24 protein-coding genes, 1 tRNA gene, 1 pseudogene and 1 riboswitch are annotated in these 26262 nt (G+C 59.5%); of the genes and pseudogenes, 16 read left to right on the top strand and 10 right to left on the bottom strand.

What is annotated here, in order from left to right:
* Positions 1 to 359 precede the first annotated feature (359 nt).
* On the bottom strand, positions 360 to 1346 hold the full coding sequence (locus JKL48_RS20430; protein WP_201986803.1) for a cation diffusion facilitator family transporter: 987 nt from the start codon (positions 1344 to 1346) through the stop codon (positions 360 to 362).
* A gap of 232 nt (positions 1347 to 1578) precedes the next feature.
* Here JKL48_RS20430 and JKL48_RS20425 point away from each other — a divergent pair, with 232 nt between their 5' ends.
* From JKL48_RS20425 to JKL48_RS20405, 5 genes are all read left to right on the top strand, one after another.
* The gene (locus tag JKL48_RS20425; protein ID WP_394368873.1) at positions 1579 to 2940 is read left to right on the top strand and encodes an Nramp family divalent metal transporter; all 1362 of its coding nucleotides are present in this window, start codon (positions 1579 to 1581) and stop codon (positions 2938 to 2940) included.
* Between the two features lie 284 nt (positions 2941 to 3224).
* Positions 3225 to 3443, top strand: coding sequence for a carboxypeptidase-like regulatory domain-containing protein (locus JKL48_RS20420; protein ID WP_201986801.1), 219 nt, complete (start codon positions 3225 to 3227; stop codon positions 3441 to 3443).
* A 26-nt stretch (positions 3444 to 3469) separates the two neighbouring features.
* Positions 3470 to 3787, top strand: a complete 318-nt coding sequence (locus tag JKL48_RS23450) for a hypothetical protein (RefSeq protein WP_317191977.1) — start codon at positions 3470 to 3472, stop codon at positions 3785 to 3787.
* A 279-nt stretch (positions 3788 to 4066) separates the two neighbouring features.
* A riboswitch (cobalamin riboswitch) is annotated at positions 4067 to 4281 on the top strand.
* A 160-nt stretch (positions 4282 to 4441) separates the two neighbouring features.
* Positions 4442 to 6427 carry a TonB-dependent receptor gene (locus JKL48_RS20410; RefSeq protein ID WP_201986799.1) on the top strand — a complete coding sequence of 662 codons (1986 nt, stop codon included), beginning with the start codon at positions 4442 to 4444 and terminating at the stop codon, positions 6425 to 6427.
* A 105-nt stretch (positions 6428 to 6532) separates the two neighbouring features.
* Entirely contained in the window at positions 6533 to 7597 is a 1065-nt protein-coding gene (locus JKL48_RS20405; RefSeq protein WP_201986796.1) for a YncE family protein, read from the top strand.
* Positions 7598 to 7688: 91 nt separating this feature from the next.
* Here the strand turns inward: JKL48_RS20405 and JKL48_RS20400 are convergent, their stop codons facing one another.
* Positions 7689 to 7961, bottom strand: coding sequence for a hypothetical protein (locus JKL48_RS20400; RefSeq protein ID WP_201986794.1), 273 nt, complete (start codon positions 7959 to 7961; stop codon positions 7689 to 7691).
* An 899-nt stretch (positions 7962 to 8860) separates the two neighbouring features.
* Here JKL48_RS20400 and JKL48_RS20395 point away from each other — a divergent pair.
* The gene (locus tag JKL48_RS20395) at positions 8861 to 9880 is read left to right on the top strand and encodes a glycosyltransferase family 2 protein (protein WP_201986792.1); all 1020 of its coding nucleotides are present in this window, start codon (positions 8861 to 8863) and stop codon (positions 9878 to 9880) included.
* A 181-nt stretch (positions 9881 to 10061) separates the two neighbouring features.
* Positions 10062 to 11147 carry an acyltransferase family protein gene (locus JKL48_RS20390; protein ID WP_201986790.1) on the top strand — a complete coding sequence of 362 codons (1086 nt, stop codon included), beginning with the start codon at positions 10062 to 10064 and terminating at the stop codon, positions 11145 to 11147.
* A gap of 141 nt (positions 11148 to 11288) precedes the next feature.
* Here the strand turns inward: JKL48_RS20390 and JKL48_RS20385 are convergent, their stop codons facing one another.
* Entirely contained in the window at positions 11289 to 12389 is a 1101-nt protein-coding gene (locus tag JKL48_RS20385; protein WP_201986788.1) for a glycosyltransferase family 61 protein, read from the bottom strand.
* A 63-nt stretch (positions 12390 to 12452) separates the two neighbouring features.
* A complete protein-coding gene (locus tag JKL48_RS20380) occupies positions 12453 to 13289 on the bottom strand; it encodes a glycosyltransferase family 25 protein (RefSeq protein ID WP_201986786.1) in 837 nt (278 codons plus the stop codon).
* 304 nt (positions 13290 to 13593) lie between these two features.
* Between JKL48_RS20380 and JKL48_RS20375 the strand changes: the two genes are divergently transcribed.
* From JKL48_RS20375 to JKL48_RS20365, 3 genes are read left to right on the top strand one after another with little or no spacing between them, the layout of a single operon-like run.
* Positions 13594 to 14196, top strand: a complete 603-nt coding sequence (locus JKL48_RS20375; protein WP_201986784.1) for a thioredoxin family protein — start codon at positions 13594 to 13596, stop codon at positions 14194 to 14196.
* A 54-nt stretch (positions 14197 to 14250) separates the two neighbouring features.
* On the top strand, positions 14251 to 14610 hold the full coding sequence (locus JKL48_RS20370) for a hypothetical protein (RefSeq protein ID WP_201986782.1): 360 nt from the start codon (positions 14251 to 14253) through the stop codon (positions 14608 to 14610).
* A gap of 5 nt (positions 14611 to 14615) precedes the next feature.
* Positions 14616 to 15185 (top strand): helix-turn-helix domain-containing protein, encoded by a 570-nt coding sequence (locus JKL48_RS20365; RefSeq protein ID WP_201986780.1) that lies wholly within the window; start codon positions 14616 to 14618, stop codon positions 15183 to 15185.
* A gap of 91 nt (positions 15186 to 15276) precedes the next feature.
* Here the strand turns inward: JKL48_RS20365 and JKL48_RS20360 are convergent, their stop codons facing one another.
* On the bottom strand, positions 15277 to 15630 hold the full coding sequence (locus tag JKL48_RS20360; RefSeq protein ID WP_236668949.1) for a four-helix bundle copper-binding protein: 354 nt from the start codon (positions 15628 to 15630) through the stop codon (positions 15277 to 15279).
* Positions 15631 to 15845: 215 nt separating this feature from the next.
* Here JKL48_RS20360 and JKL48_RS20355 point away from each other — a divergent pair, with 215 nt between their 5' ends.
* Both JKL48_RS20355 and JKL48_RS20350 read left to right on the top strand, forming a co-directional pair.
* Positions 15846 to 17516 (top strand): hypothetical protein, encoded by a 1671-nt coding sequence (locus tag JKL48_RS20355; RefSeq protein WP_236668948.1) that lies wholly within the window; start codon positions 15846 to 15848, stop codon positions 17514 to 17516.
* 136 nt (positions 17517 to 17652) lie between these two features.
* Positions 17653 to 19977, top strand: coding sequence for a B12-binding domain-containing radical SAM protein (locus tag JKL48_RS20350; RefSeq protein ID WP_201986778.1), 2325 nt, complete (start codon positions 17653 to 17655; stop codon positions 19975 to 19977).
* A 275-nt stretch (positions 19978 to 20252) separates the two neighbouring features.
* On the opposite strand, the gene JKL48_RS20345 is transcribed toward JKL48_RS20350, so the two are convergent.
* Genes JKL48_RS20345 through JKL48_RS20335 form a run of 3 tightly spaced genes read right to left on the bottom strand, consistent with a single transcriptional unit; the run spans position 20253 to position 22179 of the window.
* Positions 20253 to 21317, bottom strand: coding sequence for an alpha/beta hydrolase family protein (locus tag JKL48_RS20345; RefSeq protein WP_201986776.1), 1065 nt, complete (start codon positions 21315 to 21317; stop codon positions 20253 to 20255).
* Between the two features lie 17 nt (positions 21318 to 21334).
* Positions 21335 to 21880, bottom strand: a complete 546-nt coding sequence (locus JKL48_RS20340; protein WP_201986774.1) for a GNAT family N-acetyltransferase — start codon at positions 21878 to 21880, stop codon at positions 21335 to 21337.
* Positions 21881 to 21909: 29 nt separating this feature from the next.
* Positions 21910 to 22179, bottom strand: coding sequence for a hypothetical protein (locus JKL48_RS20335; protein WP_201986773.1), 270 nt, complete (start codon positions 22177 to 22179; stop codon positions 21910 to 21912).
* Positions 22180 to 22271: 92 nt separating this feature from the next.
* On the opposite strand from JKL48_RS20335, the gene JKL48_RS20330 reads away from it, so the two are divergent.
* Positions 22272 to 22344, top strand: a tRNA-Gly gene (locus tag JKL48_RS20330).
* A gap of 280 nt (positions 22345 to 22624) precedes the next feature.
* On the opposite strand, the gene JKL48_RS20325 is transcribed toward JKL48_RS20330, so the two are convergent.
* Positions 22625 to 23446 (bottom strand): IS982 family transposase, encoded by an 822-nt coding sequence (locus tag JKL48_RS20325; RefSeq protein WP_201986770.1) that lies wholly within the window; start codon positions 23444 to 23446, stop codon positions 22625 to 22627.
* A 67-nt stretch (positions 23447 to 23513) separates the two neighbouring features.
* Between JKL48_RS20325 and JKL48_RS20320 the strand changes: the two genes are divergently transcribed.
* The 3 genes and pseudogenes from JKL48_RS20320 to JKL48_RS23300 all read left to right on the top strand — a co-directional run bounded on the left by JKL48_RS20320 (position 23514) and on the right by JKL48_RS23300 (position 24591).
* Positions 23514 to 23774 carry a GNAT family N-acetyltransferase gene (locus JKL48_RS20320; RefSeq protein ID WP_236668947.1) on the top strand — a complete coding sequence of 87 codons (261 nt, stop codon included), beginning with the start codon at positions 23514 to 23516 and terminating at the stop codon, positions 23772 to 23774.
* A 124-nt stretch (positions 23775 to 23898) separates the two neighbouring features.
* A pseudogene (locus tag JKL48_RS23835) lies at positions 23899 to 24324 on the top strand (MerC domain-containing protein); the annotation flags it as partial.
* 21 nt (positions 24325 to 24345) lie between these two features.
* On the top strand, positions 24346 to 24591 hold the full coding sequence (locus JKL48_RS23300) for a GDCCVxC domain-containing (seleno)protein (protein WP_236668950.1): 246 nt from the start codon (positions 24346 to 24348) through the stop codon (positions 24589 to 24591).
* Positions 24592 to 24713: 122 nt separating this feature from the next.
* Here the strand turns inward: JKL48_RS23300 and JKL48_RS20310 are convergent, their stop codons facing one another.
* The gene (locus tag JKL48_RS20310; RefSeq protein WP_201986766.1) at positions 24714 to 26162 is read right to left on the bottom strand and encodes a TolC family protein; all 1449 of its coding nucleotides are present in this window, start codon (positions 26160 to 26162) and stop codon (positions 24714 to 24716) included.
* Between the last annotated feature and the right edge of the window lie 100 nt (positions 26163 to 26262).

The raw sequence follows: 26262 nt of genomic DNA, 5'->3' as shown, positions 1-26262 counted from the left end.
CATGCTGAACGGTCTTTAAGACCAATGACAAACTGTGGCTTGGCCCAATGGGGTACCACCACAAACATATGATGACGGTTGCTTCTACATGAGTGCTTAACGGAAAACCATTGCAGGTATTCTAGGGCAGTTTTGGTATCAGTGTATATTCCGAAGCAACGGCAGGAGTAGCGCGAACGGTGTAGTTCGCGCACCCCGCGCCGTTAACTCGTGCCGTTAGGAAAGGGCAAACGGCGCGGCGACGCGAACTACATAGTTCGCGCTACTATACAACGACCCCGAAACTGCTCTAAAGATGTGCGGGGCAAAACAAGCGTACCGCCACAGCTGCCGTTACACCCCCGCCCTGGGTCGCTCATCTATTGGAGGTGGTGCCGCTCGTTCCGCACCGCGTTGTGAATATCCCAGGTTACCTCGTGCTGAAACGAGTGCTGCCGCACCGGGCAGTCGGGCATCAGGCAAAGCGAGCACGCCGCGTACGTGCAAGGGTCGGCGTGCACAAACATCTCCACTTCCACGGCAAACCGCGCCCTGATGAGCTCTTCTATCTGGTGCAGTTGGGTGTGCACCTGCTCCAGGGTGAAGTAATAGGGCATCTGCATGTGGCAGTCGATGTGCAGGTTGGCCCCGTAGCGCTGCACGCGCAGGTTGTGCACATCAATCCAGGGAGCCCGGCGCTGGGCCTGGAGCTCGGCAATGACTTCGGCTACGATGGCGGTATCGGTTTCGTCCATTAGGCCCGAGATGGAGCGCCGCAGCATACGCCAGCCATTTACGAGGATGAAGCCGCCCAGCAGCAGGGCCGCGCCCGAGTCGAAGCGCACAACGCCCGTGGCCGCCACCAGCACCAGCGCCCCCGACGACACGATGGACGTGAGCGCATCGATGTAGAGGTGCTGCCCATCGCCGACCAGCGCCACCGAGTTCAGGCGCTTGCCGTTGCGCACCAACAGCAGGCCCACCGCCAGGTTCACCACGGCCGTGCTGGCCAGCAGCAGCACCCCCCAGTCGGGCCGCGCCACCGGATGCGGGTGCAGCAGTCCCTTCGAGGCCGAGTACAGAATGAAAGCCCCGGCCATAAAAATCAATCCCCCCTCAAACCCAAGCGAAAGGTTCTCGACTTTGCCGTGGCCGTAGGGATGGTTTTCGTCCTTGGGTAGGCCGGCTAGGTGCAGGCTATAGAGGGCAAAGCCGCTCGTAAACACGTTGATAATGCTTTCCAGCGCATCGGTGAGGACGGCCTGCGAGCGGGTGAGGCGGTAGGCGTAGAACTTGATAATCACCAGCCCCACGCTTACCACGAGGGAAAGCAGACCCAGGCGGCGCTTGGTTTGAGAAGACGTCATGCAAAAGATATTTCACCGCAAAGGTCGGCTACCGGCGGCGAGCACGCCGGCTCTCGGTTATTGGCGTATGGGCAAATGTCGGGTAGGTGCCAGACAACGAAGCAACTGCTCCTTATAGAAACCCTGGAGGATAAGGAAACCTTTTCAGGGAAAACAAGTATTTAAGGTAGTCGAAATTTATTTTTAGACTAATCTAAAAATTACTAGATTTGCTTTGAATCAATTTACAAACGTGCCGCCTTCCACCCTTACCGATGCTACCCCGGCCGTGGCCGAGACGGGGTGGCGCCACGCCCGCCGGGGCAACTCGCTCAGCGAAGTGTACGCCAGCATCAAAGTGCCGGCCGCCAATGCTTCGTTCTGGCGCAAGCTCATGGCCTTTTGGGGGCCGGGCTTGCTGGTGGCCGTGGGCTACATGGACCCTGGCAACTGGGCAACCGACCTGGCCGGCGGGGCCCGCTACGGCTATACGCTGCTCTCGGTGGTGCTGATTTCCAACCTGTTTGCCATGTTACTCCAGCACCTGGCCGCCAAGCTGGGCATCGTGACCGGCCGCGACCTGGCCCAGGCCTGCCGCGACCATTACTCGCGCCCGGTGAGCCTGGCGCTGTGGTTCTTGTGCGAAATCGCCATTGCGGCCTGCGATTTGGCCGAAGTCATTGGCTCGGCCATTGCGCTCAACCTGTTGTTTGGCTTGCCGCTGGCCTGGGGCGTGGTGCTGACTACGCTGGATGTGCTGGTGGTGCTGTTTTTCCAGAACAAGGGCTTCCGCCTCATCGAAAGCCTGGTGGCGGGCCTGATTTTCCTGATTTTTGGCTGCTTTCTCTACGAAATCGTGGCCTCCCACCCCGACTGGCTGGCCCTGAGCAAAGGCTTGGTGCCGCGCCTGGAGGTAGTCACCAACCCGAAAATGCTGTACGTGGCCATCGGCATTCTGGGCGCTACCGTGATGCCACACAACCTCTACCTGCACTCCAGCATTGTGCAAACGCGGGCCTTCCCCCAGGACGAGCCCGGCAAACGCTCGGCCATCAAGTTCGCCACCATCGACTCGACGGTGGCGCTGTTTCTGGCCTTTTTTGTGAATGCGGCCATTCTGGTGACGGCGGCTGCCGCCTTCCACGGCAAAGGCTACGAGGCCGTGGCCGACATTGCCGACGCCCACAAACTGCTGAGCCCGGTGCTGGGCGCCGGCGCGGCCAGCGCGCTGTTTGCCATTGCCCTGCTGGCTTCGGGCCAGAATTCGACCCTGACCGGCACCCTCGCCGGCCAGATTGTGATGGAAGGCTTCCTGGACCTGAAGATGAAGCCTTGGGTGCGCCGCCTCATCACCCGCCTGATTGCGGTGGTGCCCGCCTTGGTGGTAGCCCTGCTCTACGGCGAAAAAGGTACCGGCCAGCTACTGGTGTTTAGCCAGGTGGTGCTGTCGTTGCAGCTCAGCTTTGCGGTGGTGCCGCTGGTGCTTTTTACGGGCAGCAAAGCCAAAATGGGCGTCTTTGCCAACCGTCCGCTGGTGCAGGCGGTGGCTTGGGGCGTATCGGGACTAATCATCGGGCTAAACGTATTCCTGCTCTGGCAAACCCTGGCGGGCTAAGATTAGGGAGAGGCGAAACGCCGGTTTCTTCAGCTAAAAGGCCGGGTTTTGCCCAACTATATCTGGTAAATGGAAGTTGTTTAGGCAGTCGGTTCCGCTCGGTCCGACGGCGTAGGCGTCCGACCGGCTGCCGCCCGAACGAGGCGCCAACGGCTGTTGACCGACGACCGGTCCGATGCCGTAGGCGTCGGACCGGCAAGCGAGCCCTTTCCTGAACCGCTTCATGCTCTATGAAGATTATAGTATTATGGGCGTTGTGATTGCCACAGTTGGTTTATGGTCAAATGGCCATTAGCGGGACGTTGCGCGATGCCCGGCGCCAACCCGTCCCATTCGCCAGCGTGGGCGTGGTGGGCACGGCGCTGGGTGCTACGGCCGACGAAGCCGGCCGCTTTGAGCTAACCCGTGCACCCGCTGGGCCGGTGCGGCTGCGGGCCAGCTGGGGTACCAGCCCGCCGAGCGGGCGGTACATGAACAGCAGCAAAATATCGAATTTGCCCTGACCGCCACTGCTGCCGACCTCGGCGAAGTGGTGGTAACGGGCGTGAGCCGGGCCACCGTGGACGCCAGCGCCCGCGAAACCCATTTTTACGCCCTCGACAACACCGAAACGGCTACCGCCGGCTACGCGCTATTGGGCCTGGGCGCGGGCACCACCTGGCTGAGCCGGGCCGGGCGGCCCGTGGCCCAGGTATTTGTGCAGGTCGATAATGTGCTGGACACGGCCTGCCAGGCCCACCTCAACCGGCTCAAATACTTCGAGTACTACACCTACACACCGGGCGGGCGGAGTGGCATCTACAACCCTGGCCGCAACGCCAGCGTGAAAGTGATGGTGCCGTTTTAGCCCATAAGCAGCCGTTTCGTTTTTTGGGTGGGGCGAGGAGGCAAACCGCTACGCCGCCGCGTTCGACCCAAAGCCTCCCGCTGCGTATGCAGGCCATGAAGCGACTGTATGCCTAGGTAAGTCTGTGCCTGCAACCTACAGCTTGACCTGGGCACCCACCTGGTACTGAATGGGTTGAGCGACCACCAGTATTTTGTTGGCTTCCCGTTTCGACGGTGACGCATCATAAGCAGGTGCTAGGCAAGCGTGCTGCTGGTGCCTGTGTTCGCCGCCTGCAGTGTACCTTTGCGCCGCGCTGGTGCCAAGCTCCCACACCGGGAGGGCGGCTGAAAAGGGAATTCGGTACCAAGCCGGAGCTGTCCCCGCAACTGTACGCTTCACATCGAATCGGGCTAAAATGCCACTGTTTGTCAGCCGGTTATCGACTGAGTAAATGGGAAGGCGGTCCGCTTGGCGAAGCAAGCCAGGAGACCTGCCCGCGCATCACAGGTTCAGCATTCGCGGAGGACGAATGGAGAAAGAGAACAGCGGCCGCCTTTGGGTGGCCAGAATGCCCCTGTTTTTCGGCCTCGGTCTGGCGCTGGCTTTCTTCCGCTCGAAGCACGCCAACGGTAGATTTTGAATCGAATTTTCTTCATCGAAAATTTGATTCTAATGCGTTGTTTCTTATCTCATTGGGCTGCGCTGCTGGTCGTGCTGGCCTGGGCTGTGCCCAATGGGGCCAGCGCCCAGCAGCGGCCCGCGGTACCCGATTCGGCCCGGCTTTCCCAGCGCCGACACCGGCTGGCCGACGTGCGGGTGCACGCCGTGGGGCCAGAGCGCTTTGCGGTGGGCAGCACCCGGCTCGAGCTTGACTCCGCCGTGCTGGCCCAGTACCGGGGCGGCAACCTGGCCGATGTGCTGCAAGCCCGCACCCCTTTGGCTCTCAAGTACTACGGGCCGGGCCAGTTGGCCACCATTGCCCTGCGCGGCACGTCGGCCCAGCACACGGCCGTGCTTTGGAATGGCCTGAACATCATGCTGCCCACCCTGGGCCAGAACGACTTTGCGCTGCTACCGGTAGGCGCGGCCACCAGTGTATCCATTCAGCCCGGCCCGGCGGCGGCGCTCTACGGCAGCGGGGCCGTGGGCGGCGCCGTGCTTCTGAACACCGGCCCCAACTGGCGGCCCGGCCTGCGCGGCAGCCTGCAGGCCGATGCGGGCAGTTTCGGGTTAGCTGGCGGCAGCCTCGACGCCCGCGCCGCCACGGCCGCCGTGGCGGTGCGTGTAGCCGCCAGCTACCGCGAAGCCCAGAACAACTACACCTACCTGCTGCGCGAAGCCCGCGGCCCCGTGCGCTACACCCTCCAAAACGCTGCCCTGCGCCACCAATGGAGCATTGGCCCCGAGGTGGCGTGGCGCGTGGGCCTGGCCGGAGAAGTAACGGCCGCCGCCTGGCTTACCGACGTGGACCGCGAAATTCAGTCCGGCGTGAATGTGGCCGGCAGCCAGGCCCGCGAGCGCGACCAGAGCCGCCGCCTCACGCTGGGCTACCGCCACGTAGCCGCCCGGCAGCAATGGGCCGTGCGCGGCGCGTGGTTCGAAGACATCATCAATTACCGCGACGGGGGCACGCCCAGCAATTCGCGCGTGCGCACCACCCAGGCCCAAGCCGAGCATACCCGCGCCTTGGGTGCACACGGCAGCCTGCGGCTGGGGGCCGAAGCCCAACATTTCGCCGCCCTCGTCGATGGCTACGGCACCACCCAGGTAGCCGAAAACCGCGCGGCGGCTTTTGCCCTGCTGCGCTACGACCCACGCCCGACCCTGCGCCTGTCGGCCAACCTGCGCCAGGCGGCACTGCCGGCGGGCCTGGCCCCGCTCACACCCACCCTGGGCTTGGAATGGGACCTGCTGGGGAATGCTGATTCGCTCGCACGCGCAACCAGCCATTCCCTCACCGCCAAGGCCAGCGCGGCCCGGAGCTACCGCGCCCCAACTTTGAACGAGCGGTACTGGGTGCCCGGCGGCAACCCCGACCTCCGCCCCGAGTCCGGATTGGGTTACGAAGCAGGCCTGCGCCACCGCTTGGCCTTGAGCCGCGCGGCCGCCCTTGAAACGGAGCTGACTGCCTACCGGCAAGATGTAGACGACTGGGTGCAATGGCTGCCCAGCGCCAGCAACGGCATCTGGAGCCCGCGCAACCTGCGCCAGGTGCGCAGCCAGGGCCTGGAAATCAGCACCGCGCTGGGCCTGCGCCAGGGCCGCTACCGCAGCAGCACGCAGCTGGCCTACCACTTCACCGACACCCGCAAAACCCAGGGTACGGCTGCCGACTCCGACCCCGTGGGCGTGCAACTGGCCTTCGTGCCCCGGCATCAGGCCAGCCTGAGCACCGACCAGCACTGGCGCGACTGGCTGCTGAGCAGCACGCTGGCCCTAACTAGCTTTCGCTACACCAACGCTTCCGGCACCGACTTCCTGCCGGGTACGGGGCTGCTGGGAGCCACCCTGGGCCGCACGGTGCGCGGGCCGGCGGGTACCAGCCTATTGGTGCTGGTGCAGGCCACCAACCTGCTCAACCTTGCCTATGAGAGTTACCCCGGCCGGCCGGCACCGCCCAGGACTTTCAGCGCCAGTCTGCGCGTGGGCTGGCGCTGAACGGGCCTGGTGAGCAGATAGTCCTTTTTTCTTTAGTCCTTTTTCCTTCATTCGTTTTTCCTTCACCCTTAATGTGTTGCCGGCCAATGCCGGTAGTTTTAATCTATGAAAAAGCAATTTGCGCCCCTAGTGGCGGCCTTGGCCCTATTGGCGGCCTGTAGCCCCAAAACCGAGGAAACGCCTGCCCCGGCGCCCACCACGGCCGTATTCGTGCTCAGCGAGGGCGAATTCACCAAGGGCGATGGCGCGGTGAGCGTGTTCGACCGGGCCAGTAAAAGCCTGACCCTCGACGCCTTTGGCAGCGCCAATGGCAATGCCAAGCTCGGCGATGTGGTGCAGAGCATGGGCGTGCAGGGCAGCCGCGGCTACATCGTGGTCAATGCCTCCAACAAGGTTGAGGTGGTAAACCTGCCCGATTTTAAATCGGTCGCCACCATCAGCGGGCTCACGCAGCCGCGCTATTTTACGTCTACGTCGGCCACACGGGGCTACGTCACGGAGTGGCGCGGCACCTACACCGGCTACACGCCCGGCGTGCTGAGCATCCTCGACCTGAGCACCAACACCGTGACCAGCCGGGTGCCCGTGGGCCGCAACCCCGAGCAGCTCCTGGCTCTGGGCGGCAAGATTTACGTGCCCAACGCCTTGGATAACACCGTTTCGGTGATTGACGAGGCCACCGGCACCCTGACTTCTACCATCACCGTGGGCGATGGCCCATCGAGCATGGTGGCCGATAAGGACAACAACATTTGGGTGCTGTGCACGGGCTTCGTGTCCTACATCGCCACGCCGCCTTACGTGGTGCAAACTTCGGCAGGCACCCTGGTGCGCTTCAATCCCAGCAGCCCGGCCACGCAGCTCAAAATCGCGTTTCCGGCCACGTCCAGTCCCGGCAAACTGCGCATTGGCACCGACAAAGACCAGCTATACTACAGCTTTGGAGGGGCCGAATACCGCATGAGCATTGCCGCCACGGCGCTTCCGACCACACCCTTTATTCGGCGCAGCTTTTCGGGTTTCGCCATCGACCCGCGCGACAATACCGTGTACGGCGGCATCTCGCCCAGCTACAACACCAACGGCCGCTTCGTTCGCTACCAGGCCACTGGCGTTGCGCTTGATTCATTCACGGTGAAAGTCGGCCCGAATGGCTTTGTCTTCTACTAACACGAACCCCCCTTCCCTCTGCAAGGAAAGCCAAAGGCCCGTACCATGAGGTACGGGCCTTTTTTGATGCTGAAAACCGGCGGCGTGGGGCTTAGTCGGCAATGCCGTCGTGGTTGCGGTCCTTGGCCTCGCCGGCAGCTTTGTAGAGGTCCTTGCCGGTGGGCTGGTGGGTGGTGTCGCGGGACAGGCCCGCGGTGGCTGAGTCGCCGTTGGCCACGCCGTCGGCGGTGGCGGCGGGTCCCTTTTTGGTGTAGCCACGCTCGACGTTGGTGTCGCCGTCTTTGGTGCCCGAACTGCAGGCGCTAAACGTAGCGGTAAGAACGCAGGCCACGGCGAAGGGGCGGAGGAGGGATTTCAGAAGCATGAAAGCGCGAAGGTGAGGAGTAAGTATGAAGCGACGCTGCAAGGTAAAGAATTAACCCCCGGCGGCGCAACCCGAACCAGGGGGCCAAACAAAAGACGTGGAGCAATGTGGACAACGAGGGCTTTGAAGTAGGCGTTGCGCTCCTTTGAATCTGTCAGGAATGGGTGCATAAATTCGGGGCATGGACGGCTACGCGCAGCTACCGGAACGGGTTGCATGACGACGCATGGTCTTTTGTAGCCCCGTATTGGGTCTGCTGCGGAAGGACGCGCCCCGCGGCGGTTGCGGCACAAGTAGATTCTGGTTCAGAGGCCTGTGTTTCCGGTGCCACACCGGCCAGCGATGGCGCGGCTTCCTGAACGACTTGCCGCCGCGGGCAGCTTGCCAGCAATGGCCGAATACGCAGGCAGGCAGGCATCGCCATGCGCGATAGTGATTGCTACAACGCTCGTACCGGGGCCGGTTACAACGGCAAGCGGCGCAGGAGCAGCAAGGCACACCTTGTTGTTGACACTCCTGCGTAGTCAGTCGTTGCTAAAGCGTGCGCACAACCCGGCCAACGCGCACAAATGCGAGCAGATGGGCTTTGTCGACCAATGCCAGACCCGCGAAGGTGCAGAGCACCTAGCGGCTTCGTACAGAATCGCATGGCAGGTAGCCGACAGATTACGAATGAAAAACCGGGACGTAAAGACGGCCGCCAGAACGGCATTAGCCGTGCACCGAAGCCCCCCCGCTGACCTGTATTACTAGGGCAAACGCCCAATGTCCTCAACTTCTTGACAGGGCAATAATGGGTGCCTAAGTGGCATGAGGATAAAAACAAGTGTATCTTGCGTAGCTTTTCGCAATCCAAAAAAAGCCAATGCATTAACTTTTTAAATCAGACAATGCTGTAAATGAAGCTCTCTATTATTATTATAAACTACAACACGTTTGCTATGACGTGTGATTGTTTGCGTGAGCTTTACGCCAACAGTTGGGATTTTGATTTCGAAGTGATATTAGTGGATAATGCTTCCGTAGAATGCGACCCTGAGAATTTTAAACAGGAATTTCCTGCATTACGCCTGATTAAAAGCAACGAAAATGGCGGCTTTGCTCGCGGCAATAATTTGGGCATTGCGGTAGCTCAAGGCGAGTACCTTTTGATATTAAACTCAGATACCCTGAATCTGGATGCTGGAATAAGCAGGTGCGTAAATTATATGGACGCGCACAAAGCCGAAAGCGACTTGGCAGGAGTAGGATGCAGAATACTCTCTCCGGATGGTAGCATGCAACGGTCGGCTTTTGACTACCGCACACATTCGTATTCTCTCGCGCTCAATAATTCAGTAATGAGCTTTATAGCCTCCAAGCTAAATATTAGTAAATTCCGCGACGATGAATATGTGCAGGCCATGCACGAAAAAGAACATGCCGTCCAGTCCATGTTGGGGGCATTTATTTTGCTTAGAAAAGATGCGGTAGAAAAGTCCAAGCCATTTGACCCCGACTTTTTTATGTATTGTGAAGAGATAGAGTGGGGATATCGAATAAATGACCATGGCTATCGACTAATGTATATTCCGGACGTTAGTATTACACACATTGGCGGTGGCTCTTCCACTGACCCGGCCAAAAGAGCAATCAATGACAAGCAGTTTCACTTATCTGTTCTATTGCTTGTTTTTAAGCAAGATGGGTACTGGGGGATACTTATTTATAATTTGCTATTCATGCTAAATTTTATTACTAACTCATTGCTGATGCCGTTTAGAAATCAAAAAGCGAAAGAAGCTCATAGAGATTTGCTAAAATGGACATGGTACGCTGTTCGTCACCAAGGAATACTGCTGAAATATTTTAAGCCATCTTTTGCCTCTAGCGCATTTCCATTAAAAGTTTCTATCGTGGAAGAAATGGCTAAAAAGTAGATAATAATTTGGGTTGTTTTAATCTAGTTAAAATAATTTATTTAAGCTCTTTTTGATAAGCCTAATTAGAGTTTAAGTACTTTTACTGGTTACTTAACGATGTCTCGATTTACAGATTGCATCAATCTAAATAGGTGTTTAAGTTGTGTTTGCGCGTAATCAAACAAATTGCTTTTAGTCTATGAATCCAATTAATGCTGTTGTAGAGCCGGAAGCACGTGTTGCAACTATTTCCAATGCACGGAACAACAATTTCAACTTTTTACGCCTGCTTTTTGCCGCATTAGTCATCGTATCGCATGCGCCTGAAATACGCGACGGCAATCGTAACCATGAGTTGCTTATGCGCATCTTTGGCACTATCAGCTTTGGAGATTTAGCGGTTAATGGATTCTTCTTGCTTAGCGGTTACTTAATCGTTTCTAGCTGGATACGGCAACCTAACCTGCGCGATTTTTTAGAAAAGCGCGTGCGGCGCATTGTACCGGGGTTTTTAGTGGCTTTCGTGGTGTCGGTGTTTGTGCTGGCCCCATTTGGCGCGCAGGATGTTGCTGCTTATTTCTCGGGCCTGAATTATCCGCTTCTTATTAAGGTTGCTTTGCAGCTGCGCCGACCTGAAGTGCCAGATATTTTTGTTGGGCGTCCGTATCCAACGATAAATGGTGCCATGTGGTCCATATCCTATGAATTCCGCTGCTATCTCCTTGTCTTGGTAATTGGGCTATTGGGAAGCAAACGCCAGAAAGGGATATGGTTAACGCTCTTGTTGGCATCAACAGGTCTACAGCTTATCCCCGACTATGTCGGGCGAATACATTTTCCCGGTATTTGGCCATTAATCGGCAATCCAGTGGAATTTGTGAGGTTGTTGGTGTTTTTCTGCGCCGGTGCCTGCTTTCATCTATTCCGTACTGCCATTCCGATAGCGGGAAAATGGGCATTCTTAGCTACGCTGGTGGTGCTGGCAGCTTTATTTGTCCCTGTGCTGGCAGTACCCGTACTAGCGAGTGCCGGGGCCTACGCCCTGTTTTGGTTTGCGTTTGCCCGGGTGCCGGCCCTGGCCGGTTTTCAAAAAATTGACGACGTTTCGTACGGGCTGTATTTGTACGGCTGGCCCATTCAAAAACTATTGGATTGGTACCTGCCGCACACTTCCTTGTGGCTCTTGGTGCCGCTGGCGCTGGCGCTGAGCGGCACGGCGGGCTACGTCAGTTGGCACCTGGTAGAAGCCCCTTGGCTGCGCCACACACGCCGCCACACAGCGTAGTTGCACTTCGGTTGTTTTATCAGCCAGAGCCAGCAAGGCCTTGGAGTGCTCCAAGCCTGTAACACGTACGTCAGTTACCTGGCCTCAAACGTAAGGTGTTGTTGACGAGCAGGTAGCTGGTGCGTGCGGCTTTTCAAGAAACTATGCTACGTGTAAACGGTATAGTGCCTGTTCCAGCTTATCGAGCGATACCGGGTAGCTGTGTTGGGTAGCCGGATTGCGTGGCCCCGCCCCGACGACGTGGTAATTCATCCCCATTTCTTCGGCCAGGAAGGCGTAGCAGGGATTAATATAGTCCTCGGGAATAATCTCAATAACTGTAACTTCTGTGGGGTGCTCATGAAACGCCAGGTTAACCATGCCGGCACCGTGGAGCGCCGCCACGACTTTTGCCGAATTGATAAGGTCGGCCTGCTCGCTCACCCGCAGCGAATCGAACAATACTATCCGAAAACCGTGCGCTTTAAACAAGGCCTCTACTTCCGCCAGGTTGCTGGGATTGCGGGATACCGTATGCGGTCGGGAGATGAAAATTTTATCGAGGGGCCGGGTGCTAACCGGCGGACGCTTGTCGAGTAAGCTAATGGCGTCCTGGAGAGATTCGCGGGTGCCAAAGTACGTGCGAGCCGTGATAAAGCTGTCGCATTTTACCCAATCGCTGTTGGTGTAAGTTACGTAGTTAAGGCCCGATAGAAACGTCGAGTAGCTGAGCATCTCCTTGAAGAAGCCCATCTGGGTTACTCCTTCGTGAATGAGGATGGGGGGGCGGCGCTCGGCAATTACGTCTTGGAGCAGATACAGTGCTCCCATGAAATCGTTGAGGAAGTGCCAGTAATTGCCCCGGCCGTAGGGCATCCAAATCAGTTCGGGGTGATGAATTGCCCGCCGACGGTTCGTGACCCACCGCAAAAAGTTGGGCAGGTAAGGCGTAAACATTTGCTCGGCCAAGCTGGTGTTGGAGAAGTGCAATACCCGCCGGTCAGCCATTGCCCAGCCGAGCGTTGTGTCAAGCAAAATGTTGCCCTTTATGGTATAAATAAACTTCTTTAGCGTCCAATGCTGTTGCTCAAACAAGCGGAAGACCGGGTCTTCCATCATCCGCTCATCGGCTCGCAGTCCGGTCTCGTGAACCCCCAACAACTCGTACGTTTCGTTCCGGGCAGGGTCAATGGTCGTCGAAAGCGTAAAAGGCGCGCTAAGCAACCGACGGACAGAATTCTTGAGAGAACGTAAGGAAACCATGCTAAGAATAAAGGGGAAATAGTTGCGTCGCCCACCAGGTCAATATCCCGGTACTAAATACAATTAAGCAAGCGCAGCGGGAGCGTTGAAGGGCGCCGATTCTACAAAGCGCAAAATGTGTTTCTTATCCAAGCGCTGCCGGTCACGGGTTTCGAGGTAGCTGAACAAAAACGGAAAACGGGTTTTGCGCACTAGTGCGGCCCCATAGCCAGCCAGTTTGGTCAGCGCCTGCCGGGGCCAACTTTTTTGGGTGGCGGCATAGTCGAGGGTGGAACGGAAAGAGGCCGTGTGTACCGGGACAGGATGCAAGCAGCGAAAGGACTGAAAGGCCCCGTTGCGGTAATGGTCGCCCCAATAGTCGGCTGCTACTCGCACGGGGACGGCGGTGCGCGGCAGCCGTGCCGCTACCGCGCGGGGCATTACGTAGGCCATTGCCGAGCCTACATCGGTGAGGTTGACGGGGTAAAACAGGCTGTTGCCGTTAGCCAGCTTTTTAGCTCCTTGCAGGCTTAGCTCAATGCCATCGTGAAAATGCGTGTAGTAAGAAAGGGAAATCACTTCCTCGTCTGCAATTTCTTGCTCAATAAGGGCCAGAATGGATTTGATGTTTGCGGGCAGGGCCGCATCGTCTTCCAGTACCAGGGCCATGCGGTCGGGGCTGGCGGCAATAAGGTCGCACACCTTTGCATGCGAGAGGGCGCACGCCTGCACCCCTTTGGTGAGATAAGGGTTGGCGGCCGCTGCCTGTGGGTCAATGAGTCGGGCAAAGTCGGCGGGCGTTAGCTCTTGGTAGTCGATGGCATCCACGATTTCGTATACCAAGCCAAGGGCGCTAAGGTGCTGTTCGATGTAGTGCCGCCGCTCGGGAGCTCGACGCAGACTGATAACATAAACCTTCATAACAGGTAACGGGAGCAGAGATAGCCAGACCGCCGGAATTGCGAGCCGTGTGCCCAAAGCAGTCCGGCCTGAGCAAAGGTAAAGCAGCGGCTGACAAGTCGTCGTTTCTTCATAAGCGGTTTAGGGCTTCGTGGGAAGCTGCTTTTGTTTGTGCCGGCTGGGAGCAGAAAGAATCCTTTGGGTGCCCGGCTTGGCAAATGCGGCGCAACCCGAACCAGGGGGCCTGGCTGCGGTTGTAGCGATGCATTTGCCTCTTAGGTTGCGCGGGTCGTAGCTTGGGGCTTTGTTATTACGCATATTCCTGATGTCCACTCCGCTCGTTTCGCCCGCCTTGCTGCCCACGCCCGCCTATACCTACGCCGAATTCCGCTCCCTGGTGGCCATTCTGGCGGCCGAGCACCGCACCACCGGCCCCGACCAAACGCCGGGCCTCATCCGCTACACCGACCAGAACCAGGTGCACCTCGACCGGGCCTACGCCGAACCCTTGCTGCCTGCGCTGCTCGAAAAAATCCAGCACCTGTCCGCCCCCGAAGAATGGCTGGTGCTGGGCGAAACTTGGTGTGGCGACACCGCCCACCTGCTGCCCGTGCTGGCCCATCTGGCCGAAAAAAGCGCCGGCCGCGTGAGCCTGCACGTGGTGCTGCGCTCCGAGCATCCGGAAATAATGGCTACGCACCAGACCGAGGGCAAAAACAGCATTCCCAAGCTCATTCGGCTCGATGCCGCGACCGGCGCTGAGTTGGGTGTGTGGGGGCCGCGCCCGGCGGCGGCCCAAGCACTATCGCGCGAGCTGCACGCCGATAAATCGCTGCACACCAACTACGTAGTCAAAACCATGAACACCTGGTACGAGGCGGATAACGGCGAGGCCATGCAGCTGGAATTGCTGGCTTTGCTGAGCTAAGGGATTGGCCCAACCAAATTTTCCCCTATTTTCACCCTCCCATTCCGCCAATCTATGCTCCTGCCCCTGCGCCGTCGCCTCCAAAAACACGTTGCTGCCTGGCCCTGGCGGCGGGTGGGCGTGCTGGCCAGTGTGAGCTTGGTACTGGCACTAATGTTAGTCGGATATCTGTTTGGGACGGGTGACCACTTTTTTAGTCGACTTTTTTTCGCCTTTCTCGTATTCGTCTGGCTGCTGGCGGTTACGTTTCTGGCCGTGGTGCCTTTTGTGACCTGGGCCACCGGGCATTGGTTTGGGCGTGGCTGGGCGGAGGTTTCGACCCCCGCCCCGCGCCCCCGCCGGGCCCCGGCGGCTTCGTCAGCAGCTCGTTCTTATTCCTCACCGGCCGCTTCACGGCGGCCCGAAACACGTTAAAGCCATTGAAAACCAACCTACTGCATATCAAGAATATGGTGTGCCCCCGTTGTGTGGAGGCCGTACAAAACCTGTTGGAGCGGGCCGGCTACCAGCCCAAAGCGGTGACGCTGGGCGTGGCCGAGCTGGACGAAGCCACCCCCGCCGACCCCGAAGCGCTGGCCCCCCTGCTACACGCCGCCGGCTTCGAGCTGCTGCGCGGCCGGGCCGAGCAGCTCACCGAGCAAATAAAAACCACCTTGGCTGAGTACCTGGAGCACCTGCGCACGGCCCGCTCACCGCTCACCACCTCGGCTTTCCTCACCGACCGGTTTGCGGCCACTTATTCGCACCTGAGCAAGGTGTTTTCGCGCACTGCGCACCTCACCATCGAGAAGTATCTCATCCGCCTCAAAATTGAGCGCGTGAAGGAAATGCTCAGCTACGGCGAGTTGACGCTGAACCAGATAGCCGACCAGATGCGCTACAGTTCCGGCCAGCACCTGAGCAACCAGTTCCGCCAGGTGACGGGCTACTCCGTGAGTGAATTCCGCCGCCTGATGCTGCCCGAGCGCATGTCGCTCGATGCGCTGTAGGGAGGTAAGTGAGTAAGTGGGTAAATGAGCAAGGGCCCGGCACCGTGTGTAAATCCACCGGTGCCGGGCCCTTGCTCATTTACCCACTTACTCACTTACCATATGCTTGACAGGCTTCGGCGCAGGCTTGGCACGCTTTGGCGCACTGCAGGCAGTGGTCGTGCGGGTGCTTGGCGCATTCGTCGTGGCATTTCTGGCAAATTTCGATGCACTCTTTGAGAACATGCTGGGCGTGGGCCGAGCCGCGGGCGATGAAGGCGGCGGTGAGGCGACAGATGTCGGCGCAGTCGCGGTCGAGCCGGATGCAGGGCACCATCATGGGCACATCTTTTTCGTCGAGGCAGGCATCGGCGCATAGTTCGCAGGCGGCAATACAGCGGCTGAGGGCATCGAGGACGGTTTGGTTGTTTTGGCGGGCGCGGGGCGCAGCGGCGGGCATTTGCATGGGAAAGAAGGAAATAAGTGAAGAAAAGCGGTACCTGGACCGGCCCTGGGGTATACGGTGCCCGGCGACGGCGGGTAGGTGCAGGATTCCTGCTTTCAGGCTACACAATTTGGGGGCGGGCCGGGATGCTGTACGTTTTCCGCCAAAAACTGCTTCAACCCTTGCCTTGCCTACCGGGTATAGTACTTTATTCCTGTTGTCTCCATTCAATTGCTATGCTCCGTTTACACAAACTCCTTCTGTTTGGTTTACTGACGGTTGCCCCGGTGCTGGCGGCCACCGCCCAGACGCACGAGCACATGGACATGACCATGCCCATGCCGGCTCCGGCCAAGCCGAAGCCTCGGCCTGCCAAAGCCGCCCACTCCGCCGCCCCGAAGCCCAGGACTGTCGTTTCTAAAGCAGCATCAGCGCCCAAAGCGGCAACCACCGTTTCGGATGGGGCGCCCGCCGATACAGCCCGGCTGCCCGCCCCTGCCCATTCGATGGACGGCATGAAAATGGACGGTGAAATGCCGATGGGAAGCGGCGCCAAGCTGGATGGCCTGAAACCCGGCGAATCGATGCCTGCAGCCGACCATGCCGCCATGCCCGGTATGCACATGGGAATGGCTCACGACAGCAGCATGGCCATGCCCGGCATGAGCCACGCCTACTCGCGCCACCTGCCCATGAACCGCAACGGCTCGGCCACCAGCTGGCAGCCCGACGCCACGCCCATGTACATGTGGATGCAGCACAAGGGCCCCTGGATGCTAATGTATCACGGCGCAGCTTATGGCCGCTACACCAGCCAGAACTTCAACAACAACGGCAAGCGCGGCCACGCCAATGCCATCGACGGGCCGAACTGGGGCATGGCCATGGCCCAGCGAGAAATAGGGGCGCGCGGCCTGCTCAACCTGAGTTTGATGGTGAGCCTCGACCCACTCACCGAAACCAACGGCGGCTACCCGTTGCTGTTTCAGACCGGCGAGTCGTATAAAGGGCAGCCGCTGATTGATAAGCAGCACCCGCACGACCTGATTTCGGGCTTGAGCGTGGGTTACACCCACGCCGTGAGCGAGGACGTGGACGTGAGCCTCTACCTGGGCTATCCCGGCGAGCCGGCCATCGGGCCGGTGGCCTTCATGCACCGCATTTCGGCCATGCCCAACCCCGATGCACCCCTCTCGCACCACTGGACTGATGCCACGCACATCACCTTCGGGGTGGCTACGCTGGGCGTGCGCTACAAGCAGTTTAAGCTGGAAGGCAGCAACTTCACCGGCCGCGAGCCCGACGAGCACCGCTACGATTTCGACAAGCCCCGCGCCGATTCCTGGGCCGCCCGCCTGAGCTGGAACCCCAGCCGCGAGCTGGCGCTGCAAGTCAGCCGGGCCTTCATCAAGAGCCCCGAAGACCTGCACCCCGACGAAGACGTGACCCGCACCACGGCCAGCCTGTTGCACAGCCGCACCTGGGGCGAGCGCCGCTACCTGGCCTCCGCGTTGGTGTGGGGCCTCAACGAGGGCCACGCCGGCAAGGAGCACGCCGTGCTGGCCGAAACCAATCTCACGCTGGGCCGCCCCACGTTCTACGGTCGCTACGAATTTGTGCAAAAAGACAGCGAGGAGTTGGAATTCTATTACTCCGGGCCTACCGACCAATTGCTGGCGGGGGTATTCAACATTCACGCCCTCACGCTGGGCGCCAGCTACCGGCTGGCCAGCCTGGGCGGTGCCCGCGGCCCGGAGCTAAGCCTGGGCGGGCAGCTCACGGGCTATTTTATTCCGGCTGCACTACAGGGTGACCGGTATGGGCTTGCCTACTTTGGCCCCGGCTACGGCAAGCTGCCGCTCTCGGCTTCGGTGTACCTGCGCCTGACCGCACCGTGGATGAAGTAGCGCGAACGTTGTAGTTCGCGTCCCAGAGCATCAACCGTTGAAGCGGCGCGGGAACACGAACTACAAAGTTCGCGCTACGGAGCCCGACCTTTGCCGGAAATGAACCCCGGCGGGCCTTGCCGGGTTAGTCCCCACTGTGTCTTCTGCTTCGCCCCGCATCCTGCTGCTCACGCCGCCGCTCACGCAGCTCAATACCCCGTACCCGGCCACGGCCTACATCAAGGGCTTTCTGGGTGGGCGCGGCTACGCCGTGACGCAGGCCGATATGGGCTTGCAGCTGGTGCTGCGGCTGTTTTCGGAAGCGGGCCTGAAGCGGGTTTTTCAGGCAATCGAAGCCGGAGATTTTGACCTGAGCGATAATGCCCGGCGCATGCTGCGGCTGCAAAACCGCTACCTGGCCACCATTGCGCCGGTCATGCGGTTTTTGCAGAACAAAGACCTCACGCTAGCGCCGCGCATCTGCCACGGCCGTTTCCTGCCCGAAGCCAGTCGCTTCGACAACGTGGCCGACCTGGAAACGGCCTTCGGCACCATGGGCCTGACAGACCAGGCCCGGCACCTGGCCACGCTCTACCTCGAAGACCTTGCCGACCTCATCAAAGCAACCGTGGGCCCGCACTTCGGCTTCTCGCGCTACGCCGAGAAACTGGCGCTATCCGCCACCAGCTTCGAGCCCCTGCACCAAGAGCTCGAAGCCGCCCCCACCCTGCTCGACCGCATGCTGCTGGAGGAACTGCAGCCGCTGCTGGCGCGCGTGCAGCCGGATATGGTGGGCTTTACCGTGCCCTTCCCCGGCAACCTCTACGGCGCGCTCCGGCTGGCCAAGTACATCAAAGAAATCAGTCCCGCAACGGTGACGGTGATGGGTGGCGGTTACCCCAATACCGAACTGCGCACCATTCAGGAGCCACGTTTTTTCGATTACATTGACTACCTGACGCTGGACGATGGCGAAGGGCCGTGGCTAAGGCTGCTGGAGTATCTGGGCGGTTTGAACGAAGGAAAAGGTCGTCATGCAGAGCGGAACGAAGCATCGCGCGTGCTACCACTAATCACAACTGATGGCAACGAAGCGAGCGAGATGCTTCGCTGCGCTCTGCATGACGTTCAAAAAGACGTTCTACCGGACCGCAGCCTGCTCCAACGCACTTTCCTGCGCGACGAAACCGGCCAAATTCAATACGTCAATCACCCGCACGCCGACGTGCCGCACCAGGAAGTGGGCACGCCCGACTACTCCAACCTACCCCTGACGGAGTACCTCTCGGTACTGGAAGTGCTGAACCCCATGCACCGCCTCTGGAGCGACGGCCGCTGGAACAAGCTCACCGTGGCCCACGGCTGCTACTGGAAGCGCTGCTCGTTTTGCGACGTGACGCTGGACTACATCGCGCGCTACGAAACGGCCCCCAGCACCCTGCTGGTGGACCGCATCGAGCAAATCATTCGGCAAACCGGCCAGACCGGCTTTCACTTCGTGGACGAAGCTGCGCCGCCCCTGGCCCTGCGCGACCTGGCCATCGAACTGCTCAAGCGCCGCGTGCCCATTACCTGGTGGGGCAATATTCGGTTCGAAAAAACCTTCTCGGCCGACCTCTGCCGCCTGCTGGCAGCCTCTGGCTGCATTGCCATTTCGGGCGGGCTGGAAGTGGCTTCGGATAGGCTTTTGGCCCTCATGGAAAAGGGGGTGACCATTGCCCAGGTGGCCCGCGTGGCCGATGGTTTCACCCAAGCCGGCATCATGGTACACGCTTACCTGATGTACGGTTTCCCTACCCAGACTGCGCAGGAAACTATTGACAGCCTGGAGGTAGTGCGCCAGCTCTTCGCGGCCGGCGTGGTGCAAAGCGGCTATTGGCACCGCTTCTCGATGACGGCCCACTCGCCCGTGGGCAAGAACCCGGCGAAGTATCAGGTACAGGCCATTGGCCCCGAGCCCGCCGGCTTTGCCTGGAACGACCTGTGGCACGACGACCCCCTCGGCACCGACCACGAAGCCTTCGGCCCCGGCCTGGCCAAATCGCTCTACAATTACCTGCACGGCGTGGCGCTGGATGAGCCGCTGGCCCGCTGGTTCGACTTCAAAACGCCCCGGCCCACCACCCCGCGCCAACTGGTGCAACAGGCATTGCAAGCGCCCGAAAAGTCCGATTTCGCCAAGCAGAACCAGCGCTTGTTCTGGCTCGGCAACGCCCCTGAAATCCGCACCGAGCCGGGCAAAAAAGCGCCGCGCGCTGTGCTTACCTGCTATGAGCAAGCCGAGGATTTTGAAGTGAAAACCACCGAGGCCGCCGGCCGTTGGCTGCACCAGCTCCTCACGCAACTCAGCCACGACTTCGATACCAAAGTGCTGCTGAAAGACGTGGCGGCCAGCTTCCCCAAAGCCGAAGGGGCGTTCGAAGCCTTTTTACAAACTCCGGCTTGGCTGCTGCTGCGCGAGAAGGGCCTGTTGCTTTTGTAAGCACCGCCCGAAGCCACCGCAAGCCAATCTCCCCAACGGCGCGGTGGATGTTGATGCGAAAATGCCCGCCTGCGCACGCGACGCCTTCTGCCGCTTCAATGTTCCGAACCAGTACGGCAAGGACAAAAGCGCAACCAAGTGCTCCGCTTCTGACCCCTAAACGGTAGTCGGCACCTGGGCATGTGATGCCGACCAAGCCAATATCGACCTCAACACGCGCGGCGCTCCGCCGGTCAGATTACCTGCACGGCCTTTTAGGTAACTCCATCCACACTTTACTGGCGAGTCCTGAGCCACTGGACTACATCGCCCGGTAGCCCCGGTGCCAGGGCTGCGCTAGGGCCGCCGGGTACGAGCAGGTCGAGGTCCGGCGTGCGGTAGGTGCGCACGGCGGTTCCGCGGCGCCCGCCCAGGGCATTGCGCAGCGCAGCGGCCCGCTGGGGCGCCGTTGCGCCACCATACAAGCCCAGCACCGGAAACCGCCGGTTGGCCAGTTCCCGAAACGCCGCGCGGCCTTCGGCGTCAAAGTCAGCATTTTGTGCCACCAAAAATGCGATGCGTGGGCCGTTTGCGCTGGTGAGTACCTGGGCCAGAGCCGCGGCCCGGAGGCCGGTAGCCCAAGTGCCAATGTTGGCGGTATCGACCCCGGCTGTGCTGCACAACAAGCGGAAGGCGGCTTGCAAGCGGGGCGTTTCGGTGGGAGCAGTGGCCGAATCGACGGCGGGCAGGGCCAGCACCACGAGGCCCTCGCGCGCCAATGCATCGCCCCACAAAGCCACCGTGCCAGCCGATGTGACGTCGGGCAGCAGCACGATTGCCGCGCCGGGGGTGCTGGTATCAGCCGGAGCGAAAAGCCAAGCGGAGCCGTTAGCCTGCGGCACTTCCTCAATTTGGTAATTGCTGGGGGCCGGCAGGCCCCGTTTAAGCAGAATGACCGGTATTTTGGCCGAGTTCAGGGCCAGCGTGCCGCGCCAGAAGTCGCCATCCAGCGTCAGGGCCAGGGTTTGGCCGGGGCGGGCCGGACGCGGCAGGCGCAGTTGGTTGGTACTGAACAACATGGTATCGGCCACGAAGCTCAGGCCCGGAGCCGTGGGGACGGTAAGTTCGGCGGCGTAGTGGCCGGGCCTGGGATGCCGGATGTCGAGCGCCGCGCGCACTTCTGGCTGCCCGGCGGGGCTCAGGCTGCCTTCGTAGTGGCCCACGGGCGGGGTAGAAGCAGCCGTTTCCGCGTCGTGTTGCGGCTGGCAGCCCAGCACCAGCATTCCCAGCCCCAGCGCGCCGGGAAGCCATTTGCGTATGAAGCGGCTAGGCGGTGTGCGCTGAAGGCGAGGAATAGGCATTCGCAAAAATTGATGGATTAGCGGCCGGCCATCCCTTTACGCAAAATCAGGTCGGTTTGCACATCCTGCCCCAGGAAGAACTCGTGCTGGCCAATTTCACGGAAGCCAAACCGCTGGTAAAAAGCGCGGGCTTTCTCGTTCTTTTCCCACACGCCGAGAACCACGGCCGTGCAGTGCAACTGCTCGGCCAGGGCGAGGATGCCGCGCATCAGGGCTGCACCCAGGCCGGTACCCTGCCAGTCGTCGCGCACGTAGAGGCGCTCAATTTCGAGGCGGCCGGTTGGGTTCTGACCTTCCGCGAGGCCCAGCGCGGAGTTGTCGTGCAGCTTGGCGTAGCCCACCAACTCGTTTTGCATGTGCGCCAGCAGGAAGGTGTTGTCGCGGTCCTGTAGTTCGGCTAGCTGCAGCTCGGGACCGAAGTTAGCGTCGAGGTAAGCCGCCATGTCGGCTGCCGAATTGGTGGCGGCGAACGTATCGTGAAAAGTCCGCCGGCCCAGGTCGGCCAGCTGAGCAGCAGTGGGGGCATTGGCCTTGGCCAGCGAAATGCGAAGGGGGGATGACATGGCGCAAAGGTCGGGCTACCGGCGCCGAATTACAGTATTTCGTCAGCGTCGGGGTTGCGGGCGCTGTTGGTGCCGCGCCGCATCTGCAAGCCCCACCGCATCAGCAGCCCGCTGGCCAATAGCCCCAACAAGTTGACTGACAGCATAACGGCCGAAAGGCTTTGGGCACCGCCGGTGTTCCAGCTATACACGCCCACCGCTACTTTCAGGAGCAAGCCCAGCCCCAGCAGCCCGCCGCTTAGCATAAGTAACAGGCCCACCAGGCGGCGCGTAGCAGGAGGAAGGGGAGTTGTAGCCATCGTGCTCCATCATACGAAGCCCTGAAACCTGAGGTTGGAAGTAATTGCGAATCCGGTTCTTTGCCGTAATTTCGCCTTACCAAGCACACCCCGCGAGAGTAGCTCAGTTGGTAGAGCATCAGCTTCCCAAGCTGAGGGTCGCGAGTTCGAACCTCGTTTCTCGCTCATTGATGAACAGCCACTTAGATGAAAGTCTGAGTGGCTGTTTTGCTTTTGGTGCCTGCAGTGGATATTTAATTTCGACTTGACGAAGAAGCCATTCGTTTGGCCGCGTTCACCCCGAAAGACCCAAACCACAAAGCGGCCTACATCGAAAAATACGCCAAGCACTTAGCCGACCCGACAATAAATATGCGGACTATAAAAAGTAACGGTAAGATTGTAGGCAGTATAGCAAAATGCATTTTGCATGGGGAAGCCGGAATTACTTAACCCAAGTTGCGGCTTATGCGCCAAGTTCGGCAAGGGTGTGGGTGAAAACGAAGAGCAAAAGTTTGAGGGCAAAGCCCTGGGCCGTGACGGCATGAATGGACTTGGGAAAGCGCTCGGTGATTTGGCTGATGGTCGTTTCGACGCCTTTTCGAAAGTGGTGAATCAGAAAGGTTTCCCACGGTTCGCGGGGCCGTTTGCTGTTGGCCCGCCGGTCGGCCTGCAAGTCCACGTGCTCGACCTCGCGCCAGGCGTCTTCCCACTCGTAGTCGGTGTAGGCCGCGTCGGCGTAGAGCACACTGCCGGCGGGCAGTTGCGGCCCCAGGGCCTTGAGGCCGGTGATGTCGGCCTCGCTGCCGGCGTGAATGTAGAGCTCGACCGGTAGCCCGTCGTGGGTCATGAGCAGTTGCACTTTAAACCCGAAGAAATAGCGCCGCTTGCTGGCCGAATAGCCCCGGTACGCCGCCCCGTGCACCAGCCGGCTGCGGCCGATGCGCACGTTGTCGCACACGGCGACGGGAAACGAGTCGATGACGTAGCGGGCTTGGGTGTTGAGGTATTTCAAGTGCTGGCCCAAGGCCAGGAACAGGGCCTTGAGGGTGTCGTGCAAGCGGTGCAGCTGGCGCGTGAAACCGCTTTTGTCCAGCGCCTTCATGCCCCAATGCTGCTGCATGTAGCGCCGGGCAGCAGCCAGGTTGCCGCCGAAGAAACGCGCCCCGAGCAAGGCCGTGGTTAAGAGTTCGGCATCGGAGAGATGCCGCCGGTGCGGGGCCTGGGGGCGGGTCAGGCGCAGAAAATCGTCGATGAAGCAGTACATTGCAACGGTCTGTTCTGTCATGGGAAAAGCAAGGCGTGAAGCGTCAGATACTTCAAACCTAGCTGTTCCCTGCCGGAACAGACTTTTTTTGTCCCAGAGCTACTCCGTAACTTGGGTTACTTATTGGATTGACAAGGAATTCTGGGGCCAAGGGATTGCCACAGCTGCACTGCATGAGTTCCTGCAACTCGAACCAGCCCGCCCCATCTACGGCCGCACAGCCTTCGATAATCAAGGCTCACAAAAGGTTTTGGAGAAGTGCGGGTTTGTAAAAACCGGAACGGATAAGGGCTTCGCCAACGCGCGGCAGGCAGAAATTGAAGAATATATTTACAAGCTTTCGACCTGAAAAGCAGCTTTAAATTTCTCGGGCATCTCACCAAATCCTAGCGCTCCCGCCACCCGCTACAGGAGGCGGGCGAGGTCACCGAGTGGCAGGGGCATGTCCCGGAATAGCCAAACGCCTCGCTCTAATGAATGCGGCAATACTGCGACCTTTGCCGGGTGCACGCTCGCCCAAAATGTGCTGCAACAATCAAATAGCTAAAATCAGGACAATGCAGCTAACACGTAACATTGACAAGCTTGGAACGGCAGGGCTTTTTTTGACCGCAATATGCTCGCCTTGTTGCTTTCCGATTTTTGCACTCGCCGCGTCGGCCCTGGGACTTGGTAGCTTCGAGCTTTTTGGCGGGTGGACAATGTGGGTTTTCCAGGCAATGGTTTTAGTATCAGTAGCGGGACTTTACATTTCATATCGCAGCCACCAGTGCATATTTCCTTTGCTGGTCGCCAGTATTAGTGGCCTTGCAATATTTTATGCCTATTACGTCGACAATAGCGACTATTGGGTGTATTTTCTTTATGCTGGTATGCTTGGCCTACTCGTGGCAACAATCTGGAATTACAAACGAAATAAAATGAATGGGAATTGTGATACTTGCACCACGTATAATGGCAAAGTAGTTGAAACAGAATCAACATTAACCTGCCCCAATTGCGGGTACCAGAAGACGGATATTATGCCAACGAATGCCTGTGTATATTTTTACGAATGTGCACAATGTAAAACTCGGCTTAAGCCATTACAAGGTGACTGCTGCGTTTATTGTAGTTACGCAACGGTAAAATGCCCACCGATTCAAGCGGGAGAAAAATGCTGCTAGCGTGCGTGAAAACATAAATTGGGCATTGTGAAATGCCGGATTATTACAACCCAAAAACGCCCCGTAACCAACCAGTTGCGGGGCGTTTCTCTTGCGGCCTAAGCTGCTTCAGCTATCCCAGATTACTGCCAGCCGCCGCCCAGGGCGCGGTACACGTTCACCGAGGCGTTGAGCTGCTGCATGCGGGTTTCGATGAGGTCGAACTTCGACTCCAGGGCGTCGCGCTGGGTGAAGAGGACTTCCGTGTAGTCGGCGCGGGCGTAGCGGAAGAGGCTGTTGGAAATGTCCACCGACTGGTTGAGGGCGGCCACTTCCTTGGCTTTCGCGTCGTAGCTCTTGGCCAGGTTGCTGATATTGGCCACCTGGTTCGATACCTCGATGTAGGCGTTCAGCACCGTTTTCTCATACTGGTACACGGCCTGTGTTTGGGCGGCGTTGGCGGTGTAGTAGGCCGCTTTGATGCCGTTGCGGTTGAAGAGCGGGCCGACTAGGTCGGCGCCCAGCGCGTAGAGCATCGACTGCGGCGTGCTCACCAGCAGGCCGGGCGTGAAGGCCGCCAGCCCAACGCCGCCGGTCAGGCCCAGCGAGGGGTAGAAGTTGGCCCGGGCCACCTGCACGTCGACCTTTGCGGCTGCCAGCTGCTGCTCGGCCTGCCGGATGTCGGGGCGGTTGTTGAGCAGCTGCGCGGGCGAGCCCACCTGGCTGGCCAGCGGCGCCAATTCGTTGAACGACTGCGTGCTGCGCGTTACCGCCTGCGGGTAGCGGCCGGCCAGGTAGTTCAGCTTGTTCTCGGTTTCGACGATGCTTTGCTGCAGCTTGAACTGCAGGGCGCGGGTGTGTTCCACCTGGGCCTCGAAGCGTTTCACGGCCAGCTCGGTGGCGCGGGCCGACTCCTTTTGCAGCCGCACCAGCTCCAGCGCGTTGCTCTGGATGCCGATGTTCTGCTGCACAATGGCCAGCTGGTTGTCGTAGGCCAGCAGCTCGTAGTAGGAGTTGGCAATTTCGGCAATCAGGTTGGTCACCATGAAGTTTTTGCCCTCCACGGTGGCCAGGTAGCGGATGGCCGCCGCCTTCTTGGCATTGCGCAGCTTGTGCCAGATGTCGACCTCCCAGGTGGCAAACGCGCCCAGCTGGAAGTTGGTGAGCGGGTCGGGCGTGCGGCGGTCTTCCTTAATCTGGACCTGCTCCTCGGTGGCGCCTTGCAGGGTGTAGCGGCCCACTTTCTCCACGTCGGCGCGGGCGCCCAGGCTCACGAAGGGCAGGTACTCGCCTTGGCGGGCACGGATTTCGTTTTTCGCAATCTCAATTTCCTGGAGTGTGATGTTCAGCTCCTGGTTGTTTTGCAGGGCGGTTTCGATGAGCGCCTGCAGGTTGGGGTCGGTGAAAAACTGCTTCCACTGCACACGGGCCGTGTTGGCGCTGTCGAGCGACGCGGCGGCGGTAGCGGTGGAGTAGCTGGCCGGCACGTTGCGGCTTTCGTTCTTCACCACCAGCTCGGGCGTTTTGCAGGCGCCCACGGCGAGGGCCAGGCCGGCCGCGCCGAGGGCTTGATAAATTCGTTTCTTAAGCATACTAGGTGCGGTAAGCTTGGGCTTACCGGATTATTCAAATGATTGTATGCGGTAGGGGCGGGGCTTGCCCGGACGTTCGCGCATTTGCAACGATTCCGTT

This window comes from Hymenobacter rubidus, assembly GCF_016734815.1.
Lineage (GTDB): Bacteria > Bacteroidota > Bacteroidia > Cytophagales > Hymenobacteraceae > Hymenobacter > Hymenobacter rubidus.
This window is presented reverse-complemented; position numbering and strand designations above follow the sequence as displayed.